The following is a 24536-nucleotide window of genomic DNA, read 5'->3' on the forward strand; positions in this document are numbered from 1 at the left end:
GGCGGGGGGTCAGCGGGTGCCCGGGACGAGCAGGCTCGCCGTCAAAGGTGGAAACAACTTCCCTGACAGGGCGGGGGGCAAAACGGCGGCGGAAGCGGCTCAGCGGCCGGACTGCTGGCGCAGCATTTCGGTCAGGCGCTCGGCCGGCATCGGGCGGCCGTACAGGTAGCCCTGCGCCTCATGGCAGCCGTTGGCCAGCAGGAAGTCGCGCTGCTCGGGCGTTTCCACGCCTTCTGCGACCACGCCAATGTGCAGGCTTGCGCCCACGTTGATCACCGAGCGCACGATTGCGGCATCGACCGGGTCTTCGGTCACGTTGCGGATAAAGGACTGGTCGATCTTGAGCCGGTCCACCGGGAACGACTTCAGGAAGCTGAGCGAGGCATAGCCGGTGCCGAAGTCATCGCAAGTCAGCGTCACGCCGTCGCGGCGCAGCGCCTGCAGCTGGTCCGCGACCTCGTCGCCCTGCTGCAGCGCGATGGTTTCGGTGATCTCGATCTCCAGGCAGTCCGGGGCCAGTTCCAGCGCGCGCAGCACGTGGCGCACCTCGGTCAGCAGCCGGCTTTCGGACAGCTGGGCCGCGAACAGGTTGATCGCCACCCGCGGCGGCTGGGGAAAGGCCAGCGACCACGCGCGCGCCTGGGCGCAGGCGGTCTGCAGCAGCCACATGCCGACATCGCTGGCGATGCTGCTGCCGGCCAGCGCGTCGATGAAGGCGGCCGGCGCCAGCAGGCCGCGGGTCGGATGGCGCCAGCGCATCAGCGCCTCGGCACCGTGCACGCGGCCGTCGCGCAGGTCGACCTGCGGCTGGTACAGCAGCTCGAACTGGCGCTGGGCATAGGCTTCGTGCAACGCCTGCACCAGCGACAGCCGCGTGGTCACGTCCGAGCGCATCTGCGGCTTGAAGAAGCGGATGGTGCGGCCGCCGTCGTGCTTGGCGCGGGCCAGCGCCAGGCTGGCCGCGGCCAGCACGTCTGACCCCTGTTCGCCGGCGGCGGGGATCACGCAGGCGCCGATGCTGGCCAGCACATGGTGGCGGCCACCCGCGTTCTCATGCGGGGAGGACAGCATCGAGAGGATCGCCGCGCCGACATGGCGCACCAGCGTGGGATCCGCAATGGAGGGAAGCAGCACACCGAACTCGTCGCTGCCAATGCGGCCGATGGCAGCGTCGCGCGGCGAGGCGTCGCGCAGGCGGCGGGCCACGCGCTGCAGGATCAGGTCGCCTTCGGCATGCCCGTGCATGTCGTTGAAGGCGCGGAAATCGTCAATGCCGATCAACAGCAAAGCACAGCGGGGCACCGCCTCGCTCTGCAGGCGTGCCTCCAGCCGCTTCAGAAATCCCTGGCGATTGTCAACGCCGGTCAGCGGATCGAGATCCGAGCCTGGCGAGGCGCCAGTCGCCTTCGCCCCCGACTTGGCCACCATCCCTGCCCCATCTGTAATTGTCGACATTGTTACCCGCTAGCAATTTAGCAAGTGTGACGAAAACTTGGAAAAAATCAAGCAGTTCCGATTGTGGCGGGAATGGCTATGCACCCGCGCAACGGCGCCGCATTGCGCGTTGAATCGGGTCCCGGCTTACAGTACCCTACCGCGCGTCGAGGCCGCCCGCCGCCGCCGCGCCGCCCCTTGCTACCCCGAGAGGAGCCCCTGAGGCGGCTTTGCGGGGAATGGCCGCTCCTGAACAAGAACATCACCGGGACCACACCGTGAACGAATGGACCATCCGCACGCGCATCCTGGCAAGCTTTTCGCTGATCCTGCTTGTCATGGCGCTGATGGGCGTTGTCTCCTACACCCGCCTGAGCGCCATTGAGCGCGAAACCACGCTGATGCTGAAGGACGCGCTGCCCGGACTGAACCACAGTACCGGCATCCGCGGCATCTGGGGCGAGCGCTACGTGCTGGCGTGGCAGACCATCAATGCCGCCGACGAGGCCGAGCGGCGCAGCTTCCAGCAACAGGGCCAGGACGCCGCAAGCCGGCTCGACAAGGTCGAGCAGCAGTACGAGACCTCGATCACGCGCGACGAAGACCGCGCCGCCTTCAGGGCCTATCGGGACGTGCGCGCGCAATACGAACAGGCAGCCCAGATCCTGACCCGGACGGGCGAGTGGAACGGCGCCGCCGCCTCAGCCGCGTTGCGCGGCACCGTGCATGACCGCTGGATCGAGGCGCGCAAGGCCGCCCAGCACCTGGTGGACGACAACAGCGCGGTCAATGCGCGGGCGGCGCGCGGCATCGACGACGCCGTCAATGCCGCCAAGATCGGCATCGAAGCGGCACTGATCGTGGCCCTGGTGGTCGCCATCGTCTGCGGCTACCTGCTGCTGCGCGCGATCACAGTGCCGATGCAGTCGATCGTCAACCTGCTGTCCGGCATCCGCGGCGGCGACCTGCGCCTGCGCATGGCGCTGCGCCGCAAGGACGAATTCCAGGAAGTGGAGGCAGGTTTCAACCAGATGACGGGAGAGCTGACCTCGCTGGTGGGCCAGGCGCAGCGCACCGCGATCCAGGTCACCACCTCGGTCAACGAGATCGCCGCGACGGCGCGCCAGCAACAGGCCACCGCCACCGAGACCGCCGCCACCACGACCCAGATCGGCGCGACCTCGCGCGAGATCTCGGCCACCGCGCGCGACCTGGTGCGCACCATCCATGAAGTCTCCAGCGCCGCCGAGCAGGCGGCCGGGCTGGCCGGCACCGGCCAGGTCGGGCTGTCGCGCATGGAAGGCACCATGCAGCATGTGATGGACGCCGCCGGCTCGGTCAATGCCAAGCTGGCCACGCTCAACGAAAAGGCCAGCAATATCAACCAGGTCGTGACCACCATCGCCAAGGTGGCCGACCAGACCAACCTGCTGTCGCTGAACGCCGCGATCGAGGCCGAGAAGGCCGGCGAATACGGCCGCGGCTTTGCCGTGGTGGCGACCGAGATCCGCCGCCTGGCCGACCAGACCGCGGTGGCCACCTACGATATCGAGCAGATGGTGCGCGAGATCCAGTCGGCGGTGTCGGCGGGCGTGATGGGCATGGACAAGTTCTCGGAGGAAGTGCGCCGCGGCATGTCCGAGGTCACGCAGGTCGGCGACCAGCTGTCGCAGATCATCGCGCAGGTGCAGTCGCTGGCGCCGCGCGTGCTGATGGTCAATGAAGGCATGCAGGCCCAGGCCGGCGGCGCCGAGCAGATCAACCAGGCGCTGATGCAGCTGTCCGAGGCCGCGCAGCAGACCGTGGAGTCGCTGCGCCAGTCGAGCCAGGCGATCGACGAACTGACGCTGGTGGCCAACGACCTGCGCAGCGGCGTCTCGCGCTTCAAGGTCTAGGGCCTGCGCCCCGCCGCCATGAAACTTTTCCTGCTGTTCCGCCTCGGCGCTGACCACTATGCGCTCGATGCCGCCGAGGTGGCCGAGGTGCTGCCGCTCACGCGGCTCAAGCAGATCCCCGGCGCGCCGGCCTGGGTGGCGGGCCTGATGGAGCGCCGCGGCCAGCCGGTGCCGGTGATCGACCTGCCGGCGCTGGCCACCGGCGTGCCGGCGGCGCTGCGCACCAGCACGCGCACGGTGCTGGTCCACTACCGCCGCCATGGCGGCGAGGCCGGCCGGCTGCTGGGCCTGCGCCTGGAATCGGCCACCCAGACGCTGCGCTGCCCGGTGAAATCGTTTGTCGACGGCGGCATCGCCGGAGCCAGCCCGCGCTACCTTGGGCCGGTGCGGCACGACGCGCGCGGCCTGCTGCAGTGGGTGCGGGTCGATGCCCTGCTGCCGGACGACGTCCATGCCATGCTGTTTGCCGACACCTCCGGGGAGGCCGCGGCATGAGCACTGCCACGCACATCGAGGCCCTGCTCAAGGCCCGCATCGGCCTGGACGCCGGCGCCATCGGCACCGGCGCGGTAGCACGCGCCGTGCGTGAGCGCCAGCAGGCACGGCAGGCGCCGGACACCCAGGCCTACTGGGACTTGCTGCACGGCACCGCCGATGAATTCCAGGCCCTGATCGAGGCCGTGGTGGTGCCCGAGACCTGGTTCTTCCGGCATCGCGAAGCACTGCTGGCGCTGGGCCGCCTTGCCGCCGAGCGCGCCTTTGCCGACGGCAGGCGCACCCTGCGCGTGCTGAGCCTGCCCTGCTCCACCGGCGAAGAGCCCTACTCGATCGCCATGGCCATGCTCGATGCGGGCGTGCCGGCGGGCCGCTTTGCCATCGATGCGGTGGACATCAGCGCCCGCGCGCTGGCCCGCGCACGCCAGGGCGAATACGGCGCAAACGCGTTTCGCAGCGCGCCGCTGGATTTCCGCGACCGCTATTTCACGGCCACGCCCAGCGGCTATGTGCTGGATGCACGCGTGCGCGCACAGGTGCGGCTGCTGCAGGGCAACCTGGTCGATCCCGGCCTGCTGGCCGGCGAGCGGCCCTATGACTTCGTGTTCTGCCGCAACCTGCTGATCTACTTCGACGCGCCGGGGCAGCGGCATGCGGTGCAGACGCTGGCGCGGCTGGCCGCTGCCGACGGCATTCTCTTTGTCGGGCCGGCCGAGGCCAGCGTGCTGAGCGCGCAGGGCCTGGAGCCGGTCGGCCTGCCGCTGACCTTTGCCTTCCGCAAGCCGTCCGCCGTGCCCGCCGCCAGGGCGGCGCCGCGTGCGCCCGTGCACGCGGCCCAGCCGCCGCGCATGGCCGCACCGCCACGGCTGCCGCGGCCGCCTGCCTCGATGCGGCCGGTCCCGGTCACGCCCCCGCCCCTGCGGCCCGCAGCGCCCGCGCCTGGCAACGATCAGCGCGCCGCGCTGGCTGCCATTGCCGCCCAGGCCGACCGCGGCGAGCTGGAGGCTGCCACCGCAGCCTGCCTGGCGCTGCTCGAGCGCACCGCGGATGCCAACGCCGACGCCTATTGCATGCTGGGTGTGCTGCACGACGCCGCGGGCCGCGCCGCGCAGGCCCATGCCGCCTACCGCAAGGCGCTGTACCTGGACCCGGCGCACCAGGAAAGCCTGTACCACCTGGCCGCGCTGCTCGATACCGAAGGCGATCACGCTGGCGCCATGCACCTGCGCCAGCGCGCGCAACGCCACACCCGCAAGCACCATGGCTGAGTCCCCAGGCATTCTCCGGCGCACCGAAAACGTCGACGACTGCTGGCGGCGCATCGGCGTGCGCGGCGACGGCTCGTGCCCCGCCCTGGCCGAGCACGCGCACTGCCGCAACTGCCCCACCTACGCCCGGGCCGCGGCCATGCTGCTGGACGCGCAACGGCTGGACGTAATGCCGGAGGCACTGCCCGATGCCGCCACGTTCACCGACGATGACGGGGCCTTGCCGGCAGAACGCGGCACCGCGCTGGCCTGCCTGGTGTTCCGCATCGGCGATGAGTGGCTGGCCTTGCCAACCGCAGCGCTGAGCGAAGTCACCGCCCCCTGCCCGATCCATTCGCTGCCGCACCGGCGCGATGCCGCCGTGCTGGGGCTGGCCGCGGTGCGCGGCAACCTGCTGGCCTGCCTGTCGCTGGCCCGGCTGTTCGACGCGGGCGCCGGTGAAAGTGCCAGCGGCAGCCGTTTCCTGATCCTCGGGCAGGGCCGCGCCGCGATCGCGCTGCCGGTGGCCGAGGTGTCTGGCATCGCCCGCGTGCCGCAGCCCGCGCTGCAGCCGCTGCCCGCCACCCTTGCGCGGGCCTCGGCGCGCTACACGCAGGCGCTGTTCCTCGACCAGGGCCGCAGCGTCGGGCTGCTCGATGCCGCACTGGTACGCCAGGCGCTGGCCAGGAGCCTGGCATGAATTCCGAGCAACTGCGCGACGCCTCGCTGCTGGAACTGTTCGCGCTCGAGGCCGATGCCCAGGCCGAAGTCCTCAATGCCGGCCTGCTGGCGCTGGAGCGCAACCCGGCAGCCGCCGAGCAGCTCGAAGCCTGCATGCGTGCCGCCCACTCGCTCAAGGGCGCGGCCCGCATCGTCGGGCTCGATGGCGGCGTGCGCGTAGCACACGCCATGGAAGACTGCCTGGTCGCCGCACAGGGCGGCATGCCGCTGACCGCCGCGCATATCGACGCGCTGCTGCAAGGCACCGACCTGCTGCTGCGCATCGGCCATCCGCCCGGCGGCAATCCGGGCTGGGCCGAGCACGCGGGCCGCGCCGAGATCGATGCAGTGGTGCAGCGGCTGGGCACGGTCGATGGCGGTGCCGCGGCGCCGGTCGTGCAGGCACAGCCAGCGCCGGCCCCGTTACCGGAACCAGCGCCCGCGATACCGGCGCCGCCGGCACCGGCAGACGACACACAGGAGCGCATGCTGCGCGTGAATGCCGACGCGCTTGACCAGTTGCTGGCGCTGTCCGGCGAGGCCATGGTCGAGTCGCACTGGCTGCGCCCCTTCGGCACCTCGCTGCAGAAGGCAAGGCGGCAACAGGCACGCGCACTGCGCGCCGTCGATGCGCTGCAGCAAGCCTTGCAGGACGGCAACGCGGGCGCGGCTGCGCACACCGCGCTGGCAGAACTGCGCCAGCTGCTGGACGAAAGCCACGATCAGCTGGCCGCGCGGCTGGAAGAGTTCGAACAGTACGATCACCGCGCCACGCGGCTGGCGCGCCGGCTCTATGACAGCGCGCTGGCCTCGCGCATGCGCCCGCTGGCGGACGCGCTGACCGGCTATGCGCGCATGGTGCGCGACCTCGGGCGCGCGCTCGGCAAGCCGGTGCACCTGGACCTGATCGGCGCCGGCACCCAGGTGGACCGCGATATCCTGGAAGCACTGGACGCGCCGCTGGCGCACCTGCTGCGCAACGCGGTGGACCACGGCATCGAAGCGCCCGAGGTGCGCGCGGCGCAGGGCAAGCCGGCGGAAGGCCGCGTCACGCTGCAGGCGCGCCACAACGCGGGCCGCCTGGTGATCGAAATCTTCGACGACGGCGCCGGCGTCGACCTGGAAGCCCTGCGCCACGCCATCGTGCGGCGGCGGCTGGCGTCCGCAGAGACCGCGGCACGGCTGTCGCAGGCAGAGCTGCTCGACTTCCTGCTGCTGCCGGGTTTCAGCATGCGCGACTCGGTCTCCGAGGTCTCCGGCCGCGGCGTGGGCCTCGATGCCGTGCAGGAGATGGTGCGCCGCGTGCGTGGCAGCCTGCGCCTGACGCAGCAGCCGGGCCAGGGCCTGCACTTCCGGATGGAGTTGCCACTGACGCTGTCGGTGGTGCGCGCTCTGCTGGTGGAGGTCGCGGGCGAAGCCTATGCCTTCCCGCTGGGCCGCGTGCTGCGCGCGGCCTCGGTGGCGCGCAGCGAGATCGAGCAGACCGAAGGGCACCAGCATTTCCGCCACGAAGGCCGCGCCATCGGGCTGGTCAGCGCGGCGCAGGTGCTGCAACGCCCCGAGGCTGACGCTGCCAATGCGCACGCGCAAGTGCCAGTGGTGGTCATCGGCGAGGCCGAGCGCATCTATGGCATTGCCGTCGACCGCATGCTGGGCGAGCGCCTGCTGGTGGTGCAGCCGCTGCCGGCGGCACTGGGCAAGGTCCGCGACATCGCCGCCGGCAGCCTCACCGACGACGGCACGCCGGTGCTGATCTTCGATGTCGAGGACGTGATCCGCTCGGTCGAGAAGCTGGTCTCCGAGGGCCGCATCGAAGGCGTGCGGCAGGCGGCCGTGGCCAGCGTCCAGGCGCGCGCGCGGCGCGTGCTGGTGGTGGATGACTCGCTCACCGTGCGCGAGCTGCAGCGCAAGCTGCTGGCCGGGCGCGGCTATGACGTGGCGGTGGCGGTCGACGGCATGGACGGCTGGAATGTGCTGCGCGCCGAGCCCTTCGACCTGGTCATCACCGATATCGACATGCCGCGCATGGACGGCATCGAGCTGGTGCGCCGGATCCGGCAGGACGCCGCGCTGCGGCAGCTGCCGGTGATGGTGGTGTCGTACAAGGACCGCGAACAGGACCGCCAGCGCGGGCTCGAGGCCGGCGCGGACTATTATCTGGCCAAGGGCAGTTTCCACGACGCCGCGTTGCTCGACGCGGTCCATGACCTGATCGGCGAGGCACGCCCATGAAGATCGGCATCGTCAATGACTCGGCGCTTGCGGTAGCCGCGCTGCGCCGCGCGCTTGCGCTGGATCCGTCGTTCGAGATCGCCTGGGTCGCCGGCGACGGCGAACAGGCGGTGCAGATGGCCGCGCGCCAGACCCCGGACCTGATCCTGATGGACCTGCTGATGCCGGTCATGGACGGCGTCGAGGCGACCCGGCGCATCATGTCCGCCACCCCCTGCGCCATCGTGGTGGTGACCATGGACCTGGGCCGCAATGCCTCGCAGGTGTTCGACGCAATGGGCCACGGCGCCATCGACGCGGTCGACACCCCCACGCTGGTCGAGCCCGACGCCCAGCTTGCCGCCGGGCCGCTGCTGCGCAAGCTGCGCAATATCGGCCGCCTGCTGGCCGGCCGCGTGGCCCCGCAGCATAGGCTGACGGCAGCGCCGCGCGCAGTGGCCGCACCACGGCTGGTGGCGATCGGCGCCTCGGCCGGCGGCCCGGCCGCGCTGGCCACGCTGCTGGGCGCGCTGCCGGCGGACTTCGGCGCCGCGGTGGTCACCGTGCAGCATGTGGACGAAGCCTTTGCCGCCGGCATGGCCGACTGGCTCGACGGACAGTGCAAGCTGCCGGTGCGCATTGCCCGCGCCGGCGACGCGCCCCAGGCCGGCACGGTGCTGCTGGCCGGCACCAACGACCACCTGCGCCTGGCCAGCCCCACGCGCATGGCCTACTCCGAACAGCCCTGCGACTACCTGTACCGCCCCTCCATCGATGTGTTCTTTGAAAGCGTGGTGGAGCACTGGCGCGGCGACGTGATCGGCGTGCTGCTCACCGGCATGGGCCGCGACGGCGCGCTGGGGCTGAAGGCGATGCGCGAGCGCGGCTTCCTGACCATCGCCCAGGATCGCGCCACCAGCGCCGTGTACGGTATGCCCAAGGCCGCCGCAGCCATGGGCGCGGCCGCGGAGATCCTGCCGCTGCCGCGCATTGCGCCGCGGCTGGTGCAGGCATGCGGCGGCACCGTGCCGCTTTGACCCGATGCAATACGTCGCGGCCGGCACCGGGACCGTGACACCCAGGAACTGAACATGCAACCCGAATTACCCAACCGACCCGCAGCGCCTGCGGCCGACAAGGACTACCTTGCCATGGTGCTGCTGGTGGACGACCAGGCCATGGTCGGCGAAGCGGTGCGCCGCGCGCTCTCCACCGAAGCCGACATCGACTTCCACTACTGCGCGCAGCCCGACGAGGCCGTGGCGGTGGCGCAGCGCACCAAGCCCACCGTGATCCTGCAGGACCTGGTGATGCCGGGCGTGGACGGCCTGACGCTGGTGCAGCGCTATCGCGAGAACCCCGCCACGCGCGACATCCCCATCATCGTGCTTTCGACCAAGGAAGATGCCGCGACCAAGGGCGCGGCATTTGCCTCCGGCGCCAACGACTACCTGGTCAAGCTGCCCGACAGCATCGAGCTGATTGCGCGCATCCGCTACCACTCGCGCTCCTACCTGAACCAGCTGCAGCGCGACGAAGCCTATCGCGCGCTGCGGCAAAGCCAGCAACAACTGCTGGAAACCAACCTGGAGCTGCAGCGGCTGACCAATTCAGACGGCCTGACCGGCTTGTCCAACCGGCGCTATTTCGATGAATACCTCGGCGCGGAATGGCGCCGCGCGCTGCGCGAGCAAACCCAGGTGGCGCTGCTGATGATCGACGTCGACGCGTTCAAGGCCTACAACGACACCTACGGCCACGTCGCCGGAGACGAGGTGCTGCGCCGCGTGGCCGCCGTGATCCGCGACAATTGCGTGCGCCCCACCGACCTGCCCGCGCGTTTTGGCGGAGAGGAATTCGCCATGGTGCTGCCGGCGACCTCGCCGGGCGGCGTGCGGCTGCTGGCCGAAAAGGTGCGGCGCGCAGTGCAGGGGCTGGCCATTGCCCACGGCGGCTCCCCCACCGCCGACTGCGTCACCGTCAGCATCGGCGGCGCCGTGCTGGTGCCCCAGCCTGACCAGGCGCCGAACCAGGTAGTGGAAGCCGCTGATGCAGGCCTCTACCAGGCCAAGCGCAATGGCCGCAACCAGGTGATGATGGCGCAAGGCTGAGTCACTGCAGCAGCACAGCCGCAACAACCAGTTACACACTGGCGGCCACCGGCCAACCGGGCCACCAGCCCGGCCAACGTCCCGCCAGGCCCCGCACCTGCGGGCCTGGCCGGCCCCGCCACGCACGCACGCGTCACCGCTTGTCGGAATTGTCCGACATGCGATTCGGAGCCCCGCGCCTGTCTCGCCCCTGGGTTGATACCTATCGTTGCATCACGACAGGTGCAATCGCTGCGCCTGCAACAACAGACAGCCAACTGGCCACGCGACCGGCGCGCCCCCGCGCGGGCATGGGCCAGATCGTCTCTGACTCCTCCAACAGCAAGAGGTGACCCATGTTCCGATCCAAGACCCTGTTTATCGGCCTCGCGTTAGCTGCCACTGCAGTCCTGACTGGCTGCGGCGGCGGTGATGACGGCATCGACGACCGCATCGGGCTGAGCAAGCCGACGATCCGCGTGATCCACGCCATCACCGGCGGCCCGAACGTCGACGTGCTGCAGAACGGCACCCTGACCAGCTTCGTGAACAAGCCTTACAAGTTCGTCTCGACCTACTTCAATGTCGAAACCGGCAACCAGCTGATCTCCTTCAACACGGCTGGCACGCAGACGGAACTGGGCCGCGCCACCCTGACCGCCGCCACCGGCCACAAATACACCGTGGTCGCGCTGCCGGGTGCGAGCTCCGCTGAAACGCTGACGATCGACGATCCGTTCGAGAAGGGCCTGCTGTCGCACAAGGCACGCGTGCGCAGCCTGAACGCCTCGTTCAATGCGCAGAACATTGACATCTACCTGACCTTGCCGGCCATCGACCTGAACTCGGTGGGCCCGACCTTCGCCAACGTGGGCTACAAGCAGGCTGTGCCAGCCTCGGGCACCGACTCGATCGACGTGGATGGCAACACCACCTACCGCCTGCGCATCACCACCGCGGGGACCAAGACCGTGATCTTCGATTCCGGCGCACTGACCCTGGCCAACAACGCTGACTGGCTGATCACCACGATCCCGGTGGATGGCATTGCCGGCCTGACGCCGAACAAGATCAAGGTGCTGGTGGCACGCGGCGATGATGAGTCGCAAGCTGGTCTTGAACTCGTAACGCAGTAACAGCGTGCTTGCAGCTGCCTGCGGCAGGCGGGCAGCATGCAGAAGGCCGGTCCGATGGGCCGGCCTTTTTTGTCTGACGGGTGGCAGCTGACTGCCCCTACTCTTCTGCCCCCGGCTCCAGCTCCGCCTTCAGCACCGCCAGGTGCGACATATAAGCCTCCAGCTCCGCCCGCCCCTGCTCGGTGATGCAATAGACGCGGCCACAGCCTTCAACCAGCTCGGCAGTAATGGCCCGCGCCATCATCAGGCTGCGCAGGATCGGCCGCAACGAGCGGATATTCTTGTCGATGCCGCGCTCGCGCAGCCGGTCGACCAGGCTCAGGACCGTGGACGGGCTCGACTGCACAAGCTTGAGCACATGGATGCGTGAGAAAAGCCGGTCAAAGATGGGCGGTTTCATGGGCGCTGTCGGCGCACCCGATGGTGCGGGAATCCTGATCATCATGCGCAGCCCATGACTGCTGCCGCAGTCGGGCGCTCTCTGGTCTTGATGGCGGGCGGATACGCGATCGGCCCGCGAAAGCAAACGGGGTGCGCGAAGGCACCCCGTTTGCTTGCGTTGCGTGCGCCGGCCGGCATCAAACAGGCCGGCGCCCTTCCGGGGAGCGCGCGTGGCGCTATTCTTCCTGGAACGCTTCTTCGCGCTTGGCCTTGATCGACGGCAGCGCCACTACTGCAACCAGGGCAGCGGCTGCGATCAGCAGTCCGACCGACAGCGGCCGGGTCACGAACACGGTGAAGTCACCACGCGACAGCAGCAGCGTGCGGCGGAAGTTCTCTTCCATCATCGGCCCCAGCACGAAGCCCAGCAGCAGCGGAGCGGGTTCGCAGCGCAGCTTCAGGAACAGGTAGCCGATGATGCCAAAGCCGGCGGCCATGAACACGTCGAAGGTCTGGTTGTTGACTGAGTACACGCCAATGCCGCAGAACACCAGGATCGCCGGGTACAGGAAGCGGTACGGCACGGTCAGCAGCTTCACCCAGATGCCGATCATCGGCAGGTTCAGGATGATCAGCATCAGGTTGCCGATCCACATCGAGGCGATCAGGCCCCAGAACAGCGCCGGGTTGCTGGTCATCACCTGCGGGCCGGGCTGGATGTTGTGGATGGTCATCGCACCCACCATCAGCGCCATCACCGCGTTGGGCGGAATGCCCAGCGTCAGCAGCGGGATGAACGAGGTTTGTGCCGCGGCGTTGTTGGCAGACTCCGGACCTGCCACGCCTTCGATCGCGCCCTTGCCGAATTCATGTGCGTACTTGGAGGTCTTCTTCTCCAGCGAGTACGCCGCGAACGAGGCCAGCGCCGCGCCACCACCGGGCAGGATGCCAAGCGCGGAGCCCAGCGCGGTGCCGCGCAGCACAGCCGGGATCATGCGCCTGAAGTCTTCCCTGGTCGGGAACAGGTTGGTCACGCGGTTGGTGAAGGTCTCGCGCGCTTCCTTCTGCTCCAGGTTGGCGATGATCTCGGCAAAGCCGAACATGCCCATGGCCAGCGCCACGAAGTCGATGCCATCGGTCAGTTCCGGCACATCGAATGAGAAGCGCGCCGCGCCCGAGTTCACGTCGGTGCCGATCAGGCCCAGCAACAGCCCCAGCACGATCATCGAGATCGCCTTGGGCAGCGACCCCGAGGCCAGCACCACGGCGCCGATCAGGCCCAGCACCATCAGCGAGAAGTATTCGGCAGGGCCGAACTTGAACGCCAGTTCAGACAGCGGCGTGGCAAAGGCTGCCAGGATCAGGGTGGCCACGCAGCCGGCAAAGAACGAGCCCAGGCCGGCGGTGGCCAGCGCCACCCCCGCTCGTCCTCGCCTTGCCATCTGGTAGCCGTCGATGGTGGTCACCACCGATGACGATTCGCCAGGCAGGTTGACCAGGATGGCGGTGGTCGAACCGCCGTACTGGGCGCCGTAGTAGATGCCGGCCAGCATGATCAGCGCGGCCACCGGCGGCAGCGTGTAGGTGATCGGCAGCAGCATGGCGATGGTGGCCAGCGGCCCCAGGCCCGGCAGCACGCCGATCAGGGTACCCAGCACGCAGCCCAGGAAGGCGTAGGCCAGGTTCTGCAGCGACAGGGCCGTGGAAAAGCCCAGCGCAAGGTGATCAAACAATTCCATGGTCGGCGCTCCTTAACCGGTGATAAAGGCCGGCCACACCGGCATCTGCAGGTTGATGCCGTAGACGAATGCGCCAAGGCTGATCAGCACCAGCACCACGGCGTTGAGCAGCGCGCCCTTCCAGCTGAATTCATGGCTGGCCATCGACGACACCATCACCAGCACGAACACCGACAGCACCATGCCCAGCGGCTTGAGCAGCAGGCCGAACAGCACCACCGAACCGAGGATCCACAGCAGCGTCTTCAGGTCCCAGCGCGCCAGATGGTCTTCCTCGCCCTTGGGCGACAGCGAGGACAGCAGCACCACCGCCCCCAGCACTGCCAGCACCAGTCCCAGCAGGAATGGAAAATATCCGGGTCCCATCTTCGCGGCCGTTCCCATGGAATAGCCGCGAGCGACCCAGGAAAAGCCCAGACCGACCAGAACGAACATCAGGCCGGAGGCAAAGTCCTTTTGGCTGCGTATGCGCAAAACGATTCTCCTCAAAGTTCACGAAATGCCATGCCGGGGACGCACTGGCTCGAGCGGCAAGGCATGCGGCGCGCATGCTCCCCGACGGTTGACCCGAACCTTAGAGACGTGATCTTTCAGGTGCCTTTCATTTGTCTTGGTTTAGGGGTATTCACCGATACCCCTTGGAAACAAGGGCAAATCCAGCCTATTCATGAAAAAAATACATCACAACGTGATGTATTTTTCGATGAAGAATCCGGAAGAAAAGTCGACGGGAATGTCAGGCGAACAAGACGGCACGCGCACTTGCATCAAGGCAAGGCGCGGCCGGAAGGATGCGCGCCTGCTCTGGCCAGGCAGGCGACACGTGCGCTGGGCGGGAGTGCCAGCGATGACACGATGACACACCGATCTTTCGAATGGCTTTCAAAGCCGGCGGCACGATCGCGGGCCGCTGCAGCTCAGCGCACGACTGCGGGCTCGGGCGTTGCAGAGGCGGTCTCCTCGACGACCTCGCCCGCGTCTTCGCAGGGCGCTCCCATGCTGGTATCGGGCGCCTGCCCCACGGCTTGCGCCGGGTGCGGCACGGTGGGCAGGATATGGCTGCGGCGCCAGTTGCCGAAGCGGTAGTAGCCGGCCGCCAGCACCAGCGACACCACCGAGCCCAGCGGAAAGCTCCACCAGATCGCCTCGGCGCCGATGCGCGGTCCCAGCAACCACGCGAACGGCAGCCGGATCACCCACATCGACAGGAACAGGATCACCAGCGGCGCCATCACCGCGCCGGTGGCGCGCACCGTGCCGAAGATGACGATGGTGAAGCCAAACAGGATGAACGACCACAGCACCACCACGTTGATATGCTGCGCGATGCCGATGGCGACGCCGTCAGTGCCCAGGAACAGCCCCAGCGAATGCCGGTTGAACAGATAGATCAGCGCGACCAGCGCACCGGTCATCACCACATTGATCAGCAGCCCCACGCGCGTGATGCGCGACACCCGCTGCCACAGTCCGGCGCCGACGTTCTGCGCCACCATCGATGACACGCTCGCGCCTACCGCCAGCGCGGGCATCTGCACATAGGTCCACAGCTGCGAGGCCACGCCGTAGGCGGCGGTGGTCTGCGAGCCATAGGCATTGACCAGCGCCATCATCACGATCGCCGACGACGAGATCACCACCATCTGCAGGCCCATCGGCAAGCCCTTGACCACCAGCGCCCGCAGGATTGCCGGATCAGGCCGCAGCAGTGCAAGCTGGCCACGGTGCAGCAGCAGGAAATGGTGGCGCCGGTACAGCAGCACCATCATCGCCGCCAGGCTCGCCAGCTGTGCCATCAGCGTGGCCAGCGCCGAGCCCGCGATACCCAGCGGCGGGACCGGGCCCATACCGAAGATCAGCACCGGGTTGAGCGCCACGTCCAGCACCACCGACAACAGCATGAACCAGAACGGCGTGCGCGAATCGCCCGCGCCGCGCAGCGTCATCATCACGAAGTTGTAGAAGTACATGAATGGCAGCGCCAGGAAGATGATGCGCAGGTAGCTCACCGCCAGCGGCGCGGCGTCTTCCGGCGTGTGCATCGCCGCGAGGATGGCCGGCGTATAGAAATAGCCCAGCGCCGAGGCCAGCACCGACAGCCCGACAAAGAAGGTGGTGCTGGTGCCGACCACGCGACGCGCCTCGTCCAGGTCGCGCGCGCCCACGGCCTGTCCGATCATGATGGTGTTGGCCATGCTGATACCGAACACCACGCCCAGCAGGAAGAACAGAATGATGTTGGCGTTGGAGGTTGCCGTCAGCGCGGCCTCGCCCAGGAAGCGGCCGACCCAGACCGAATTGATCGAGGCGTTCAGCGACTGCAGGATGTTGCTGCCGAGCACCGGCAGCGAGAACAGCAGCAGGGTGCGGCCGATCGGGCCGGTGGTCAGTCTGGCGTCTGGCTTCATGAGGCGTCGCGCATGGGGAAATCCGCCCAGTCTATTCCTGCCCGGAGGCAGCTACAAGGACACACGGCCGGCACAGCGCCGTGCTCTTTACCTGAATGAGTTATTCCCCTCCGGTTGCGGCCCCCTGCATACTCGGCACGGGACCACCGCGTCCCAGGCCGGCTGCCGGAAGCAATGCCCGGCATGCGCGTGCGCCCTTCAGTCGCAGTCAAAACGAGGAGGTGGGGTCATGTTTGTCGGTTTCCAGCCTGTTTCCGGCGCCCTGGTGCCGTTTGCCTATGACTGGCCGATGGTGGGCCTGTCGTTCCTGATCTCTGTCTGCGGCGCCTACGTGGGCCTGCGCTGGTCGCGGCGCGTGCGCATGCCCGACGGCCGCCTGGACGTGGACCGGCTGTTGTGCGCCAGCGTGGCGCTGGGCGGCGGCGCGGTCTGGTCGATGCATTTCATCGGCATGGTGGCCTACCAGACCCCGACGCACCGCGAGTTCGGACTGTTCATGACGCTGGCTTCGCTGGTGGTCGTGATGGTGCTGGCCGGCGCCGGACTGGCGATCGCCTCGCGCCCGTGCGGCAGCCGTACCGACAACGTGGTCAAGGGCGGCGTGCTGACCGGGCTGGGCGTGGTGGCGATGCACTACACCGGCATGGCCGCGATCCGCTCCAACACCCGCTTCGACTGGGACCTGGCCATCATCGGGCTGTCGGTGGTGATCGCCGTGGTGGTGTCGGTGGTGGCGCTGTGGCTGGCCACCACGGTGAAGACCCGCGGCAAGCAGCTGGCAGCTGCAGTGGTCATGGGCGTTGCCGTCTGCGGCATGCACTACACCGGCATGTCTGCGGGCACCATGATCTGCACCAGCCCGACCTACGCGCCCAGCCTGTTCGCCATCGAGGGCGACAGCATCGGCTATGCGGTGTTCGGCCTGACGCTGATCACGCTGCTCGTGATCCTGGTGGTGGAAGCCACCCGCACCGGGGCTGAAGTCGTGCCGGTGGCGCGCACGCGCGATGCCGCCTGACATCGGCTGAACCGGCCGCGGGGACATTCCCGCACATTCCTCCTGGGAACACACCCGGCGCGCTGCATGAACGCGGCCGCCGGGTTAAGCTTGCGGTTTCACCGCCCACCAGGAGAACACGCATGTACCAGGATCTCGCCCTCTATATCGACGGAGAATTCATCAAGGGAGGCGACCGGCGCGAGCAGGATGTCATCAACCCGGCCACGCAGGAAGTGCTGGGCAAGCTGCCGCACGCCAGCCGCGCCGACCTGGACCGCGCGCTGGCCGCCGCGCAGCGCGCCTTTGAAACCTGGAAGAAGACCTCGCCGCTGGAGCGCGCCAGGATCCTGCGCCGCGTGGGCGAGCTCACCCGCGAGCGCGCCAAGGAGATCGGCCGCAATATCACGCTGGACCAGGGCAAGCCGCTGGCCGAAGCCGTCGGCGAAGTGATGGTCTGCGCCGAGCACGCCGACTGGCATGCCGAGGAATGCCGCCGCATCTACGGCCGCGTGATCCCGCCGCGCCAGCCCAATGTGCGCCAGATCGTGGTGCGCGAGCCGATCGGCGTGTGCGCCGCCTTCACGCCGTGGAACTTCCCGTTCAACCAGGCCATCCGCAAGATCGTGTCGGCGCTGGGCGCGGGCTGCACGCTGATCCTGAAGGGGCCGGAAGACTCGCCCAGCGCGGTGGTGGCGCTGGCGCAGCTGTTCCATGATGCGGGCCTGCCCCCGGGCGTGCTCAACATCGTCTGGGGCGTGCCCAGCGAGGTCTCGACCTACCTGATCGAATCGCCGATCGTGCGCAAGATTTCATTCACCGGCTCGGTGCCGGTGGGCAAGCAGCTGGCGGCGCTGGCCGGCGCGCATATGAAGCGCGTGACCATGGAGCTGGGCGGCCATTCGCCGGTGCTGGTGTTCGACGACGCCGACATCGACCCCGCCGCCGAGATGCTGGCGCGCTTCAAGCTGCGCAATGCCGGCCAGGTATGCGTGTCGCCGACGCGCTTCTATGTCCAGGAGAAAGCCTATGACCGCTTCCTGGCGCGCTTTACCGAGGTGATCGGCTCGATCAAGGTCGGCAACGGCCTGGAGGACGGCACCCAGATGGGGCCGCTGGCGCATGAGCGCCGCGTGCTGTCAATGGAGCAGTTCCTGGACGATGCCAGCCAGCGTGGCGGCAAGGTGGTGGCAGGCGGCTCGCGCCTGGGGGACAAGGGCTATTTCTTCGCGCCCACCGTGGTCACCGACCTGCCCGACGACTCGCGTCTGATGACCGACGAGCCGTTCGGCCCGGTGGCGCCCGTGACGCGCTTCAAGGACACGGCCGAGGTGCTGCGCCGCGCCAACAGCCTGCCCTTTGGCCTGGCCTCGTATGTGTTCACCAACTCGCTGAAGACCGCGACCGAAGTATCCAACGGCCTGGAAGCCGGCATGGTCAACATCAACCACTTCGGCATGGCGCTGGCCGAGACCCCGTTCGGGGGCATCAAGGATTCGGGCATCGGCAGCGAAGGCGGCCAGGAGACCTTCGATGGCTACCTGGTAACCAAGTTCATCACCCAGGCCTGAGCGCCCGGGCGCGGTGCAAGGCGGCTTGCCGCCGGCTCCCTCCCCGGGGCCGGCGGCGCCTCCCCGTCAGCGGAAGAAGATACCGCGCGTCAGGAACGTATGATTCGCTTCTTCCGCCATCAGCCAGACCAGCACCAGCAGGCACAGCGGCGGTACCAGGATGGCGCAGATCAGCGCCATGCGCTCCCATGCCATGTGCATGAACACTGCCACGATCAGCCCCGCCTTCAGCCCCATGAACACCAGGATCAGCGTCCAGCGCAGGTAGCCGGTGACATGGAAATAGTCGACCAGGTACGACAGCGTCGACAGAACGAACAGCAGCAGCCAGATCTTCAGGTACAGCCCGATAGGATGCTGCTGGCCGGAGTGCGCGGCATGCCCGGCATCGTTGCCGGAGCCATGCGCTGGCGTCACCGGGGTTGCGGGAGTTGCCGGATTCGATGCCATGGCCGTCACCAGAGATAGAACAACGCAAAGATAAACACCCAGACCAGGTCGACGAAGTGCCAGTACAGGCCCGCGATCTCCACGATCTGGTAGTTGCCGGTGGCCTCGTAGCGTCCGCGCAGCACGCGCGTGGCCACGATCAGCAGGTACACCACGCCGCACGACACATGCAGCCCGTGGAAGCCCGTGATCATGAAGAAGGTCGAGCCGAACTGCGCCGCCCCCATCGGGTTGGTCCACGGGCGCACGCCCTCGTCCACGATCAGCTTGGTCCATTCGAAGGCCTGCATGCCGACGAACATGACGCCGAACAGCGCGGTGACGAACATCAGCAGCGCGCACTCGCGGCGCGCGCGCCGGTAGGCAAAGTTGACCGCCATCGCCATGGTGCCGCTGCTGGTGATCAGCACGAAGGTCATGATGGCGATCAGCAGCAACGGAATGTCGGCGCCACCCACGTGCAGCGCGAACACCTCGCTGGGGTTGGGCCACGGCACCGTGGTCGACATGCGCACGGTCATGTAGCCGGTCAGGAAGCAGCTGAAGACGAAGGTGTCGGACAGCAGGAAGATCCACATCATGGCCTTGCCCCACGACACCTTGAAGGCCTGCTGGTCCGACGACCAGTCGGCCAGCAGGCCGCGCACGCCGCCCACCGGGGGCGCGGGCGCCACGCCGGGTGGGCTCGATGGTGAAGACAGTTGCGTTGACATGCCGGTCCTCCTTGCTGCCGCCGCCGCTAGGCCGTGCCGCAGATATAGCGCACCAGTTCGGGCGTAAGCCACCCCAGCGCCGCCAGCAGCACCACCCATACCGCCAGCAGGAAATGCCAGTAGCGCGCGCACAGCCGCATGCGCAGCACCGCGGCCTCGCCGCTGCCGCGCGACGACATGGCAAAGCCCCAGCCGGCCAGGCCGCCCAGCACGTGCAGGCCGTGCATCGCTGTCAGCAGGTAGAAGAAGCTGCCGGCCGGGTTGCCGGCAGGCATCACCTGCATCGCGCCCAGTGCCTGCCAGGCCCACAGCTGCGAGGCGACGAAGCCGGCCGCGCCCAGACCGCCCAGGCGCAGCGCCTGCCTGGCCACGGCCATCTCGCCCCGGCCCGCGGCGCGCGACGACACCGCCATCGCCACGCTGCCGGCGCCCAGCAGCGCGGTGGACAGCCACACCTGCCAGGGCAGCCCGATGCGGTGCCAGTCCGGGCTGTCCATGCGCAGCGCATAGGCGGTCAGGAACAGCGCAAACAGCGAGGTCACCACGCCCATGAACACCCACAGGCCGATGCTCGCGGGGGCGCGCCCTTGCGGCCGGTGGTTGGCGGCATTCTCGTCGGACGGGCTGCCGCCGAAATCGTCGCGGCTGACCTTGTACAGGGCTTCGGCGTTCATGCGACGGCTCCGCGGCTGGCATGCGGTTCAGGCTCGGCCCCGCCCTCTTCCGGCGGCGCGTTCTGCGCGATAAAGTCCTCGCGCGCGCCCGGCACGCTGTAGGCATAGGCCCAGCGGTACACCACCGGCAGGTGCGGCCCCCAGTTGCCGTGCGCGGGCGGCGTCTGCGGCGTCTGCCATTCCAGCGAGGCCGCGCGCCACGGGTTGGCGTCGGCCTTGCGGCCATGCCACAGGCTCCACACCAGGTTGAAGACAAAGAGCAGCTGCGCCGTGGCGACGATGAAGGCGGCCACCGAGATGTACATGTTCATCACATGCGCCGACTCCGGGATAAAGGCGTAGTTCTCGTAGGCGTAGTAGCGGCGCGGCATGCCCAGCACGCCCAGGTAGTGCATCGGGAAGAAGATGGCGTAGGTGCCGACGAAGGTGACCCAGAAATGGATCCGGCCCATGCTGTCGTCCAGCATCCGGCCAGTGACCTTCGGGTACCAGTGGTAGAGGCCGCCGAACACCACCAGGATCGGCGACACGCCCATCACCATATGGAAGTGCGCCACCACGAAGTAGGTGTTGGACAGCGGGATATCCACGCTGACATTGCCCAGGAACAGCCCGGTCAGGCCGCCGATGACGAAGGTGCTGATGAAGGCGATCGCGAACAGCATCGGCACGGTGAAATGGATATCGCCGCGCCATAGCGTGATGACCCAGTTGTAGACCTTGATCGCGGTGGGGATGGCGATGATCAGCGTGGTGGTGGCAAAGAAGAAGCCGAAGTACGGGTTCATGCCGCTGACGAACATGTGGTGGGCCCACACCACCACCGATAGCACCCCGATCGCCAGGATTGCCCACACCATGGTGCGGTAGCCGAAGATGCTCTTGCGCGAATGCACGCTGACCAGGTCCGAGACGATGCCGAAGGCCGGCAGCGCGACGATATACACCTCGGGGTGGCCGAAGAACCAGAACAGGTGCTGGAACAGCAGGGGGCTGCCGCCCTTGTACTGCAGCTGCTGCCCCATCGACACCATCGCCGGCATGAAGAAGCTGGTGCCGAGGGTCTTGTCCAGCAGCATCATCACCGCCGACACGAACAGCGCCGGGAACGCCAGCAGCGCCAGGATGGTGGCCATGAAGATGCCCCATACCGACAGCGGCATGCGCAGCAGCGTCATTCCTTCCGTGCGCGCCTGCAGCACGGTGGTGACGTAGTTGAGGCCGCCCATGGTGGCCGCGACGATAAAGATCGCCAGCGACACCAGCATCAGGATGATGCCCCAGTCATGGCCTGGGGTGCCGGGCAGGATGGCCTGCGGCGGGTATAGCGTCCAGCCCGCGCCGGTGGGCCCTCCGGGCACGAAGAAGCTGGCCAGCAGCACGATCACCGACAGCAGGTAGACCCAGAAGCTGAGCATGTTGAGGAAGGGGAACACCATGTCGCGCGCCCCCACCATCAGCGGGATCAGGTAGTTGCCGAAGCCGCCCAGGAACAGCGCCGTCAGCAGGTAGATCACCATGATCATGCCGTGCATGGTGACGAACTGGTAGTAGCGGTTGGCGTCGATGAACTCGAAGCGCCCCGGGAAGCCAAGCTGCATGCGCATCAGGTTGGACAGCGCCACGCCCACCAGGCCCACCACGATCGCCACGATGGTGTACTGCACGGCGATCACCTTGTGGTCCTGGCTCCAGACATAGCGGGTCCAGAAGCTCTGCGGCGCGTGATGGGCGGCATCGTCGGCGTAAGCCATGCGGGTCTCCTCACTTCCTGGCGGGCGCGGGTGCCGCCGAGGGCGGCACGGCCACGGCCGTCGAAGTCGTATAGGTGCCGGACGCGGCCCCGGGCGTGGCAGCGGGCGCCCCAGAGCCAGCGGTTGCCGTGGTGGCGGCGCTGGTCGCGGCAGCCGGGCCGGCGGGCACGTCCGCGGGCGCCACCGGCGCCACCGTGCCGGCTTCCGCCGCGCCGCTGCCGGCCGACTTGATATAGGCGGTCAGTGCCGCGACCTCATCCTCGCTCATCGGCAACTTCGGCATCACCGGGCCGAAGCCCTTGACCAGCCGCGCATTGGGGTCGGTGATCTCCTTGTGCAGGAAGGCATCGTCCACCTTGGCGCTGCTGCCGTCGACAAAGGTCTCGGTCTTGCCGTACAGGCCCTTCCAGGTCGGCCCCACGCCCGGATTGCCGTCGATGCTGTGGCAGCCGACGCAGCCCTTGCTCTGCGCCAGCGCGCGTCCCTTCTCGACGGTGCCGGCGTCGCCCGCGGCGCCGGGTGCGGCAGCGGCCATTGCCGCCGGCGGTGCCGCGGCCTTCGCCAGCGTCATGGCAAAGGTCTGCTGCCTGGCCAGCCATGCCTCGTACGCAGCCGGTTCTTCCACCACCACCGTGCCGCGCATGTTGTAGTGCCCCACGCCGCACAGCTGCGCGCACAGGATATCGAAGCGCCCCGCCTGCGTCGGCGTGAACCAGAACGACGTCACCATGCCCGGCACCATGTTCATGCGCGCGCGGAACGGCGGCACGTAGAAGTCATGCAGCACGTCCTTGGAGCGCAACAGCACTTTGACCGGCTTGTTCAGCGGCAGGTGCACCTCCGGTCCGACGATCACGATATTGTCCAGGCCACGCGGATCGTCGGGGTCCAGCCCGAGCGGATTCGCACCGGTGACAAAGCGCGCATCGGAAGCACCCAGCTGGCCGCTCTTGCCGGGAAAGCGGAAGGCCCAGGACCACTGCTGCCCCACCACTTCCATCACCATCGCTTCGCGCGGCGGGCGCACGTAGTCGGCGTAGACGAACAGGCCCGGCGCCAGCAGCAGCACCACGCCCAGCGTGGTGCCGCCGATCAGCCACAGTTCGAGCTTGCTGTTCTCCGGGTGGTAGGACGCGCGGTGGCCGGTGCCGCCATTGGGATGCGGCGCCTCATGCCGGAAGCGCCAGACGATGTAGCCGACAAACAGGTTGATGCCGATGAAGAAAATGCCGGTGATGACCAGGGTAATGGTCAGCGTGTCGTCCATCTGCTGCCAGTTGGACGCCAGCGGGGTCGCCCACCACGGGCTCATGAAATGGAAGAGCACCGAACCGACGACCATGACTACGAGTGCGATGGCCAACGCCATATCCACCCTCCTCCTCGCGCGCGGCGAGGGATGCGCAAGTCACGCAGGTAGACATAAGACTAGTGCATGCCGTCAGGTCACTGCAAGGCGACATGCCAATGCATTGGTGTCGCACTGCACAAGCGCGCAGCGCGAGAAAAAGCGGCGGCGGGAACCCCTGGTTCCGGCCGCCGCAGGTCTTGCGCGCGTACCCGCCCAAAGGCTGGCGCGCGCAACGCAACCGCCATGAGCCGGCGCTCGCCGCGCCCTGCCCCGAAGCGCTGTCAGTGCGATACGTCCTTGCTCTCCAGCTTCCAGTAGCATGCCGCCGCGGCCATCCCGAAGATCAGATGCCCGATGAAGGTATGCCACCCGCGCACCTCGACAAACCAGTGGAAGGCCAACGTCATCACATAGAAATTGAAGAAGTACACTACCATGCCAAACACGGCGCCCGCCAGCATTGCCATGCCCAGGCTCGAATCCAGCGTGAATGGCGCGATGATGGCCGCCAGGATCATGCCCAGCACGGCGCCCAGCACGAAATGGATCACCAGCGCCGCGGCCACCGTGCCGACGGTAAACGTTGCGCTCTGCAGCACGTCCTGGCCCATCAGGATCCCGGCGATCATGCGCGTGGCGATCCACGGGTTCACGCCCGACACCATCGACGACCAGAACAGCTCCAGCACCAGCAGCAACGCCCCGGCCGCCAGCCCCGAGACCGCTGCCGCGGTCCAGTCCGGCTGCCGCCGCACGTAGTGGTGCGATTGCATGTGAAGTTCCATAGCCACCTCCGTCTCTCTCGGTCCGCGGGGCATTGGACTTGAATGGGAACGGGGCCCCGCGTCTCTGATCAGCATAGGACACGTGTTTCCCGCTTCGGGGGTTCGCATGGCGAAAAACGTGGGGCATGCGTACGCAGCGCAACGCCTGAACCGTCCTAAGTGCGCGCATCGGTACCTGGGTGGTGTCCGCATCTCCCGTGTTCGGGACAATCCCGATGCACGCAGCCATGCATCGGGCACACACTGCCTATACTGGAATCACAAAAGAGAGACAGGAGACCGCCATGCACTTCACCGCGCATGATCTTGTATTCCTGATTCCGATGGCGCTGGTAGGCGTGATCGCCATGGGTTCGATCCCGGTGACTGCCAAGTACCTGCGCATCAGTTGCCGGACCATGGGCGCCCTGATCGGCGCACTGGTTGCCGTGTTGGTGCTAGAGGCATTACCGCTGCTGATCTGACCCCAGAGGTCGGACAGACGG

The 24536-nt window shown here is 67.8% G+C and carries 22 protein-coding genes; 11 read left to right on the forward strand and 11 right to left on the reverse strand.

Going from position 1 to position 24536, the window contains the following annotated elements; translation table 11 throughout:
* Window positions 1–99: 99 nt before the first annotated feature.
* Window positions 100–1428 carry a putative bifunctional diguanylate cyclase/phosphodiesterase gene (locus AC3WQZ_RS09040; RefSeq protein ID WP_011617609.1) on the reverse strand — a complete coding sequence of 443 codons (1329 nt, stop codon included), beginning with the start codon at window positions 1426–1428 and terminating at the stop codon, window positions 100–102.
* A 245-nt stretch (window positions 1429–1673) separates the two neighbouring features.
* Here AC3WQZ_RS09040 and AC3WQZ_RS09045 point away from each other — a divergent pair, with 245 nt between their 5' ends.
* From AC3WQZ_RS09045 to AC3WQZ_RS09080, 8 genes are all read left to right on the forward strand, one after another.
* Window positions 1674–3329, forward strand: coding sequence for a methyl-accepting chemotaxis protein (locus tag AC3WQZ_RS09045; protein WP_011617610.1), 1656 nt, complete (start codon window positions 1674–1676; stop codon window positions 3327–3329).
* An 18-nt stretch (window positions 3330–3347) separates the two neighbouring features.
* A complete protein-coding gene (locus AC3WQZ_RS09050; protein ID WP_010811090.1) occupies window positions 3348–3824 on the forward strand; it encodes a chemotaxis protein CheW in 477 nt (158 codons plus the stop codon).
* Complete coding sequence (locus tag AC3WQZ_RS09055; protein WP_492300366.1) at window positions 3821–5092, forward strand: CheR family methyltransferase; 1272 nt, start codon at window positions 3821–3823, stop codon at window positions 5090–5092. Before AC3WQZ_RS09050 ends, AC3WQZ_RS09055 begins: the two co-directional genes overlap by 4 nt.
* Window positions 5085–5771: a chemotaxis protein CheW gene (locus AC3WQZ_RS09060; protein ID WP_492300368.1), complete on the forward strand. Its 687-nt coding sequence runs from the start codon at window positions 5085–5087 to the stop codon at window positions 5769–5771. Before AC3WQZ_RS09055 ends, AC3WQZ_RS09060 begins: the two co-directional genes overlap by 8 nt.
* Window positions 5768–8023: a hybrid sensor histidine kinase/response regulator gene (locus AC3WQZ_RS09065; RefSeq protein WP_058696564.1), complete on the forward strand. Its 2256-nt coding sequence runs from the start codon at window positions 5768–5770 to the stop codon at window positions 8021–8023. Before AC3WQZ_RS09060 ends, AC3WQZ_RS09065 begins: the two co-directional genes overlap by 4 nt.
* Entirely contained in the window at window positions 8020–9039 is a 1020-nt protein-coding gene (locus AC3WQZ_RS09070; protein WP_010811086.1) for a chemotaxis response regulator protein-glutamate methylesterase, read from the forward strand. Before AC3WQZ_RS09065 ends, AC3WQZ_RS09070 begins: the two co-directional genes overlap by 4 nt.
* Window positions 9040–9093: 54 nt before the next feature.
* Window positions 9094–10113, forward strand: coding sequence for a response regulator (locus tag AC3WQZ_RS09075; protein ID WP_010811085.1), 1020 nt, complete (start codon window positions 9094–9096; stop codon window positions 10111–10113).
* 335 nt (window positions 10114–10448) lie between these two features.
* Window positions 10449–11228, forward strand: a complete 780-nt coding sequence (locus tag AC3WQZ_RS09080) for a DUF4397 domain-containing protein (RefSeq protein WP_492300370.1) — start codon at window positions 10449–10451, stop codon at window positions 11226–11228.
* 97 nt (window positions 11229–11325) lie between these two features.
* On the opposite strand, the gene AC3WQZ_RS09085 is transcribed toward AC3WQZ_RS09080, so the two are convergent.
* The 4 genes from AC3WQZ_RS09085 to AC3WQZ_RS09100 form a co-directional block, all read right to left on the reverse strand.
* Entirely contained in the window at window positions 11326–11628 is a 303-nt protein-coding gene (locus AC3WQZ_RS09085; RefSeq protein WP_010811083.1) for a helix-turn-helix transcriptional regulator, read from the reverse strand.
* Between the two features lie 217 nt (window positions 11629–11845).
* Entirely contained in the window at window positions 11846–13348 is a 1503-nt protein-coding gene (locus AC3WQZ_RS09090) for a tripartite tricarboxylate transporter permease (protein WP_010811082.1), read from the reverse strand.
* 12 nt (window positions 13349–13360) lie between these two features.
* The gene (locus tag AC3WQZ_RS09095; RefSeq protein WP_010811081.1) at window positions 13361–13822 is read right to left on the reverse strand and encodes a tripartite tricarboxylate transporter TctB family protein; all 462 of its coding nucleotides are present in this window, start codon (window positions 13820–13822) and stop codon (window positions 13361–13363) included.
* A 443-nt stretch (window positions 13823–14265) separates the two neighbouring features.
* A complete protein-coding gene (locus AC3WQZ_RS09100; RefSeq protein WP_492296368.1) occupies window positions 14266–15756 on the reverse strand; it encodes an MATE family efflux transporter in 1491 nt (496 codons plus the stop codon).
* 229 nt (window positions 15757–15985) lie between these two features.
* On the opposite strand from AC3WQZ_RS09100, the gene AC3WQZ_RS09105 reads away from it, so the two are divergent.
* Both AC3WQZ_RS09105 and AC3WQZ_RS09110 read left to right on the forward strand, forming a co-directional pair.
* Entirely contained in the window at window positions 15986–16774 is a 789-nt protein-coding gene (locus tag AC3WQZ_RS09105) for an MHYT domain-containing protein (protein WP_010811079.1), read from the forward strand.
* A 122-nt stretch (window positions 16775–16896) separates the two neighbouring features.
* Complete coding sequence (locus AC3WQZ_RS09110; protein WP_011617618.1) at window positions 16897–18324, forward strand: NAD-dependent succinate-semialdehyde dehydrogenase; 1428 nt, start codon at window positions 16897–16899, stop codon at window positions 18322–18324.
* A 66-nt stretch (window positions 18325–18390) separates the two neighbouring features.
* On the opposite strand, the gene AC3WQZ_RS09115 is transcribed toward AC3WQZ_RS09110, so the two are convergent.
* From AC3WQZ_RS09115 to AC3WQZ_RS09140, 6 genes are all read right to left on the reverse strand, one after another.
* Window positions 18391–18774 (reverse strand): cytochrome C oxidase subunit IV family protein, encoded by a 384-nt coding sequence (locus AC3WQZ_RS09115; protein WP_010811077.1) that lies wholly within the window; start codon window positions 18772–18774, stop codon window positions 18391–18393.
* A gap of 5 nt (window positions 18775–18779) precedes the next feature.
* Window positions 18780–19487, reverse strand: coding sequence for a heme-copper oxidase subunit III family protein (locus AC3WQZ_RS09120; RefSeq protein ID WP_011617619.1), 708 nt, complete (start codon window positions 19485–19487; stop codon window positions 18780–18782).
* A gap of 26 nt (window positions 19488–19513) precedes the next feature.
* Window positions 19514–20161 (reverse strand): cytochrome c oxidase subunit 3 family protein, encoded by a 648-nt coding sequence (locus AC3WQZ_RS09125; protein WP_011617620.1) that lies wholly within the window; start codon window positions 20159–20161, stop codon window positions 19514–19516.
* On the reverse strand, window positions 20158–21915 hold the full coding sequence (ctaD, locus tag AC3WQZ_RS09130) for a cytochrome c oxidase subunit I (protein WP_010811074.1): 1758 nt from the start codon (window positions 21913–21915) through the stop codon (window positions 20158–20160). Before ctaD ends, AC3WQZ_RS09125 begins: the two co-directional genes overlap by 4 nt.
* A gap of 10 nt (window positions 21916–21925) precedes the next feature.
* On the reverse strand, window positions 21926–23284 hold the full coding sequence (locus AC3WQZ_RS09135) for a cytochrome c oxidase subunit II (protein ID WP_439669291.1): 1359 nt from the start codon (window positions 23282–23284) through the stop codon (window positions 21926–21928).
* Between the two features lie 263 nt (window positions 23285–23547).
* Window positions 23548–24051 carry a membrane protein gene (locus tag AC3WQZ_RS09140; RefSeq protein ID WP_011617622.1) on the reverse strand — a complete coding sequence of 168 codons (504 nt, stop codon included), beginning with the start codon at window positions 24049–24051 and terminating at the stop codon, window positions 23548–23550.
* Window positions 24052–24335: 284 nt separating this feature from the next.
* On the opposite strand from AC3WQZ_RS09140, the gene AC3WQZ_RS09145 reads away from it, so the two are divergent.
* Complete coding sequence (locus AC3WQZ_RS09145) at window positions 24336–24515, forward strand: hypothetical protein (RefSeq protein WP_010811071.1); 180 nt, start codon at window positions 24336–24338, stop codon at window positions 24513–24515.
* The last annotated feature ends 21 nt before the right edge of the window (window positions 24516–24536 follow it).

It is taken from the genome of Cupriavidus sp. FW305-26, from assembly GCF_058787975.1.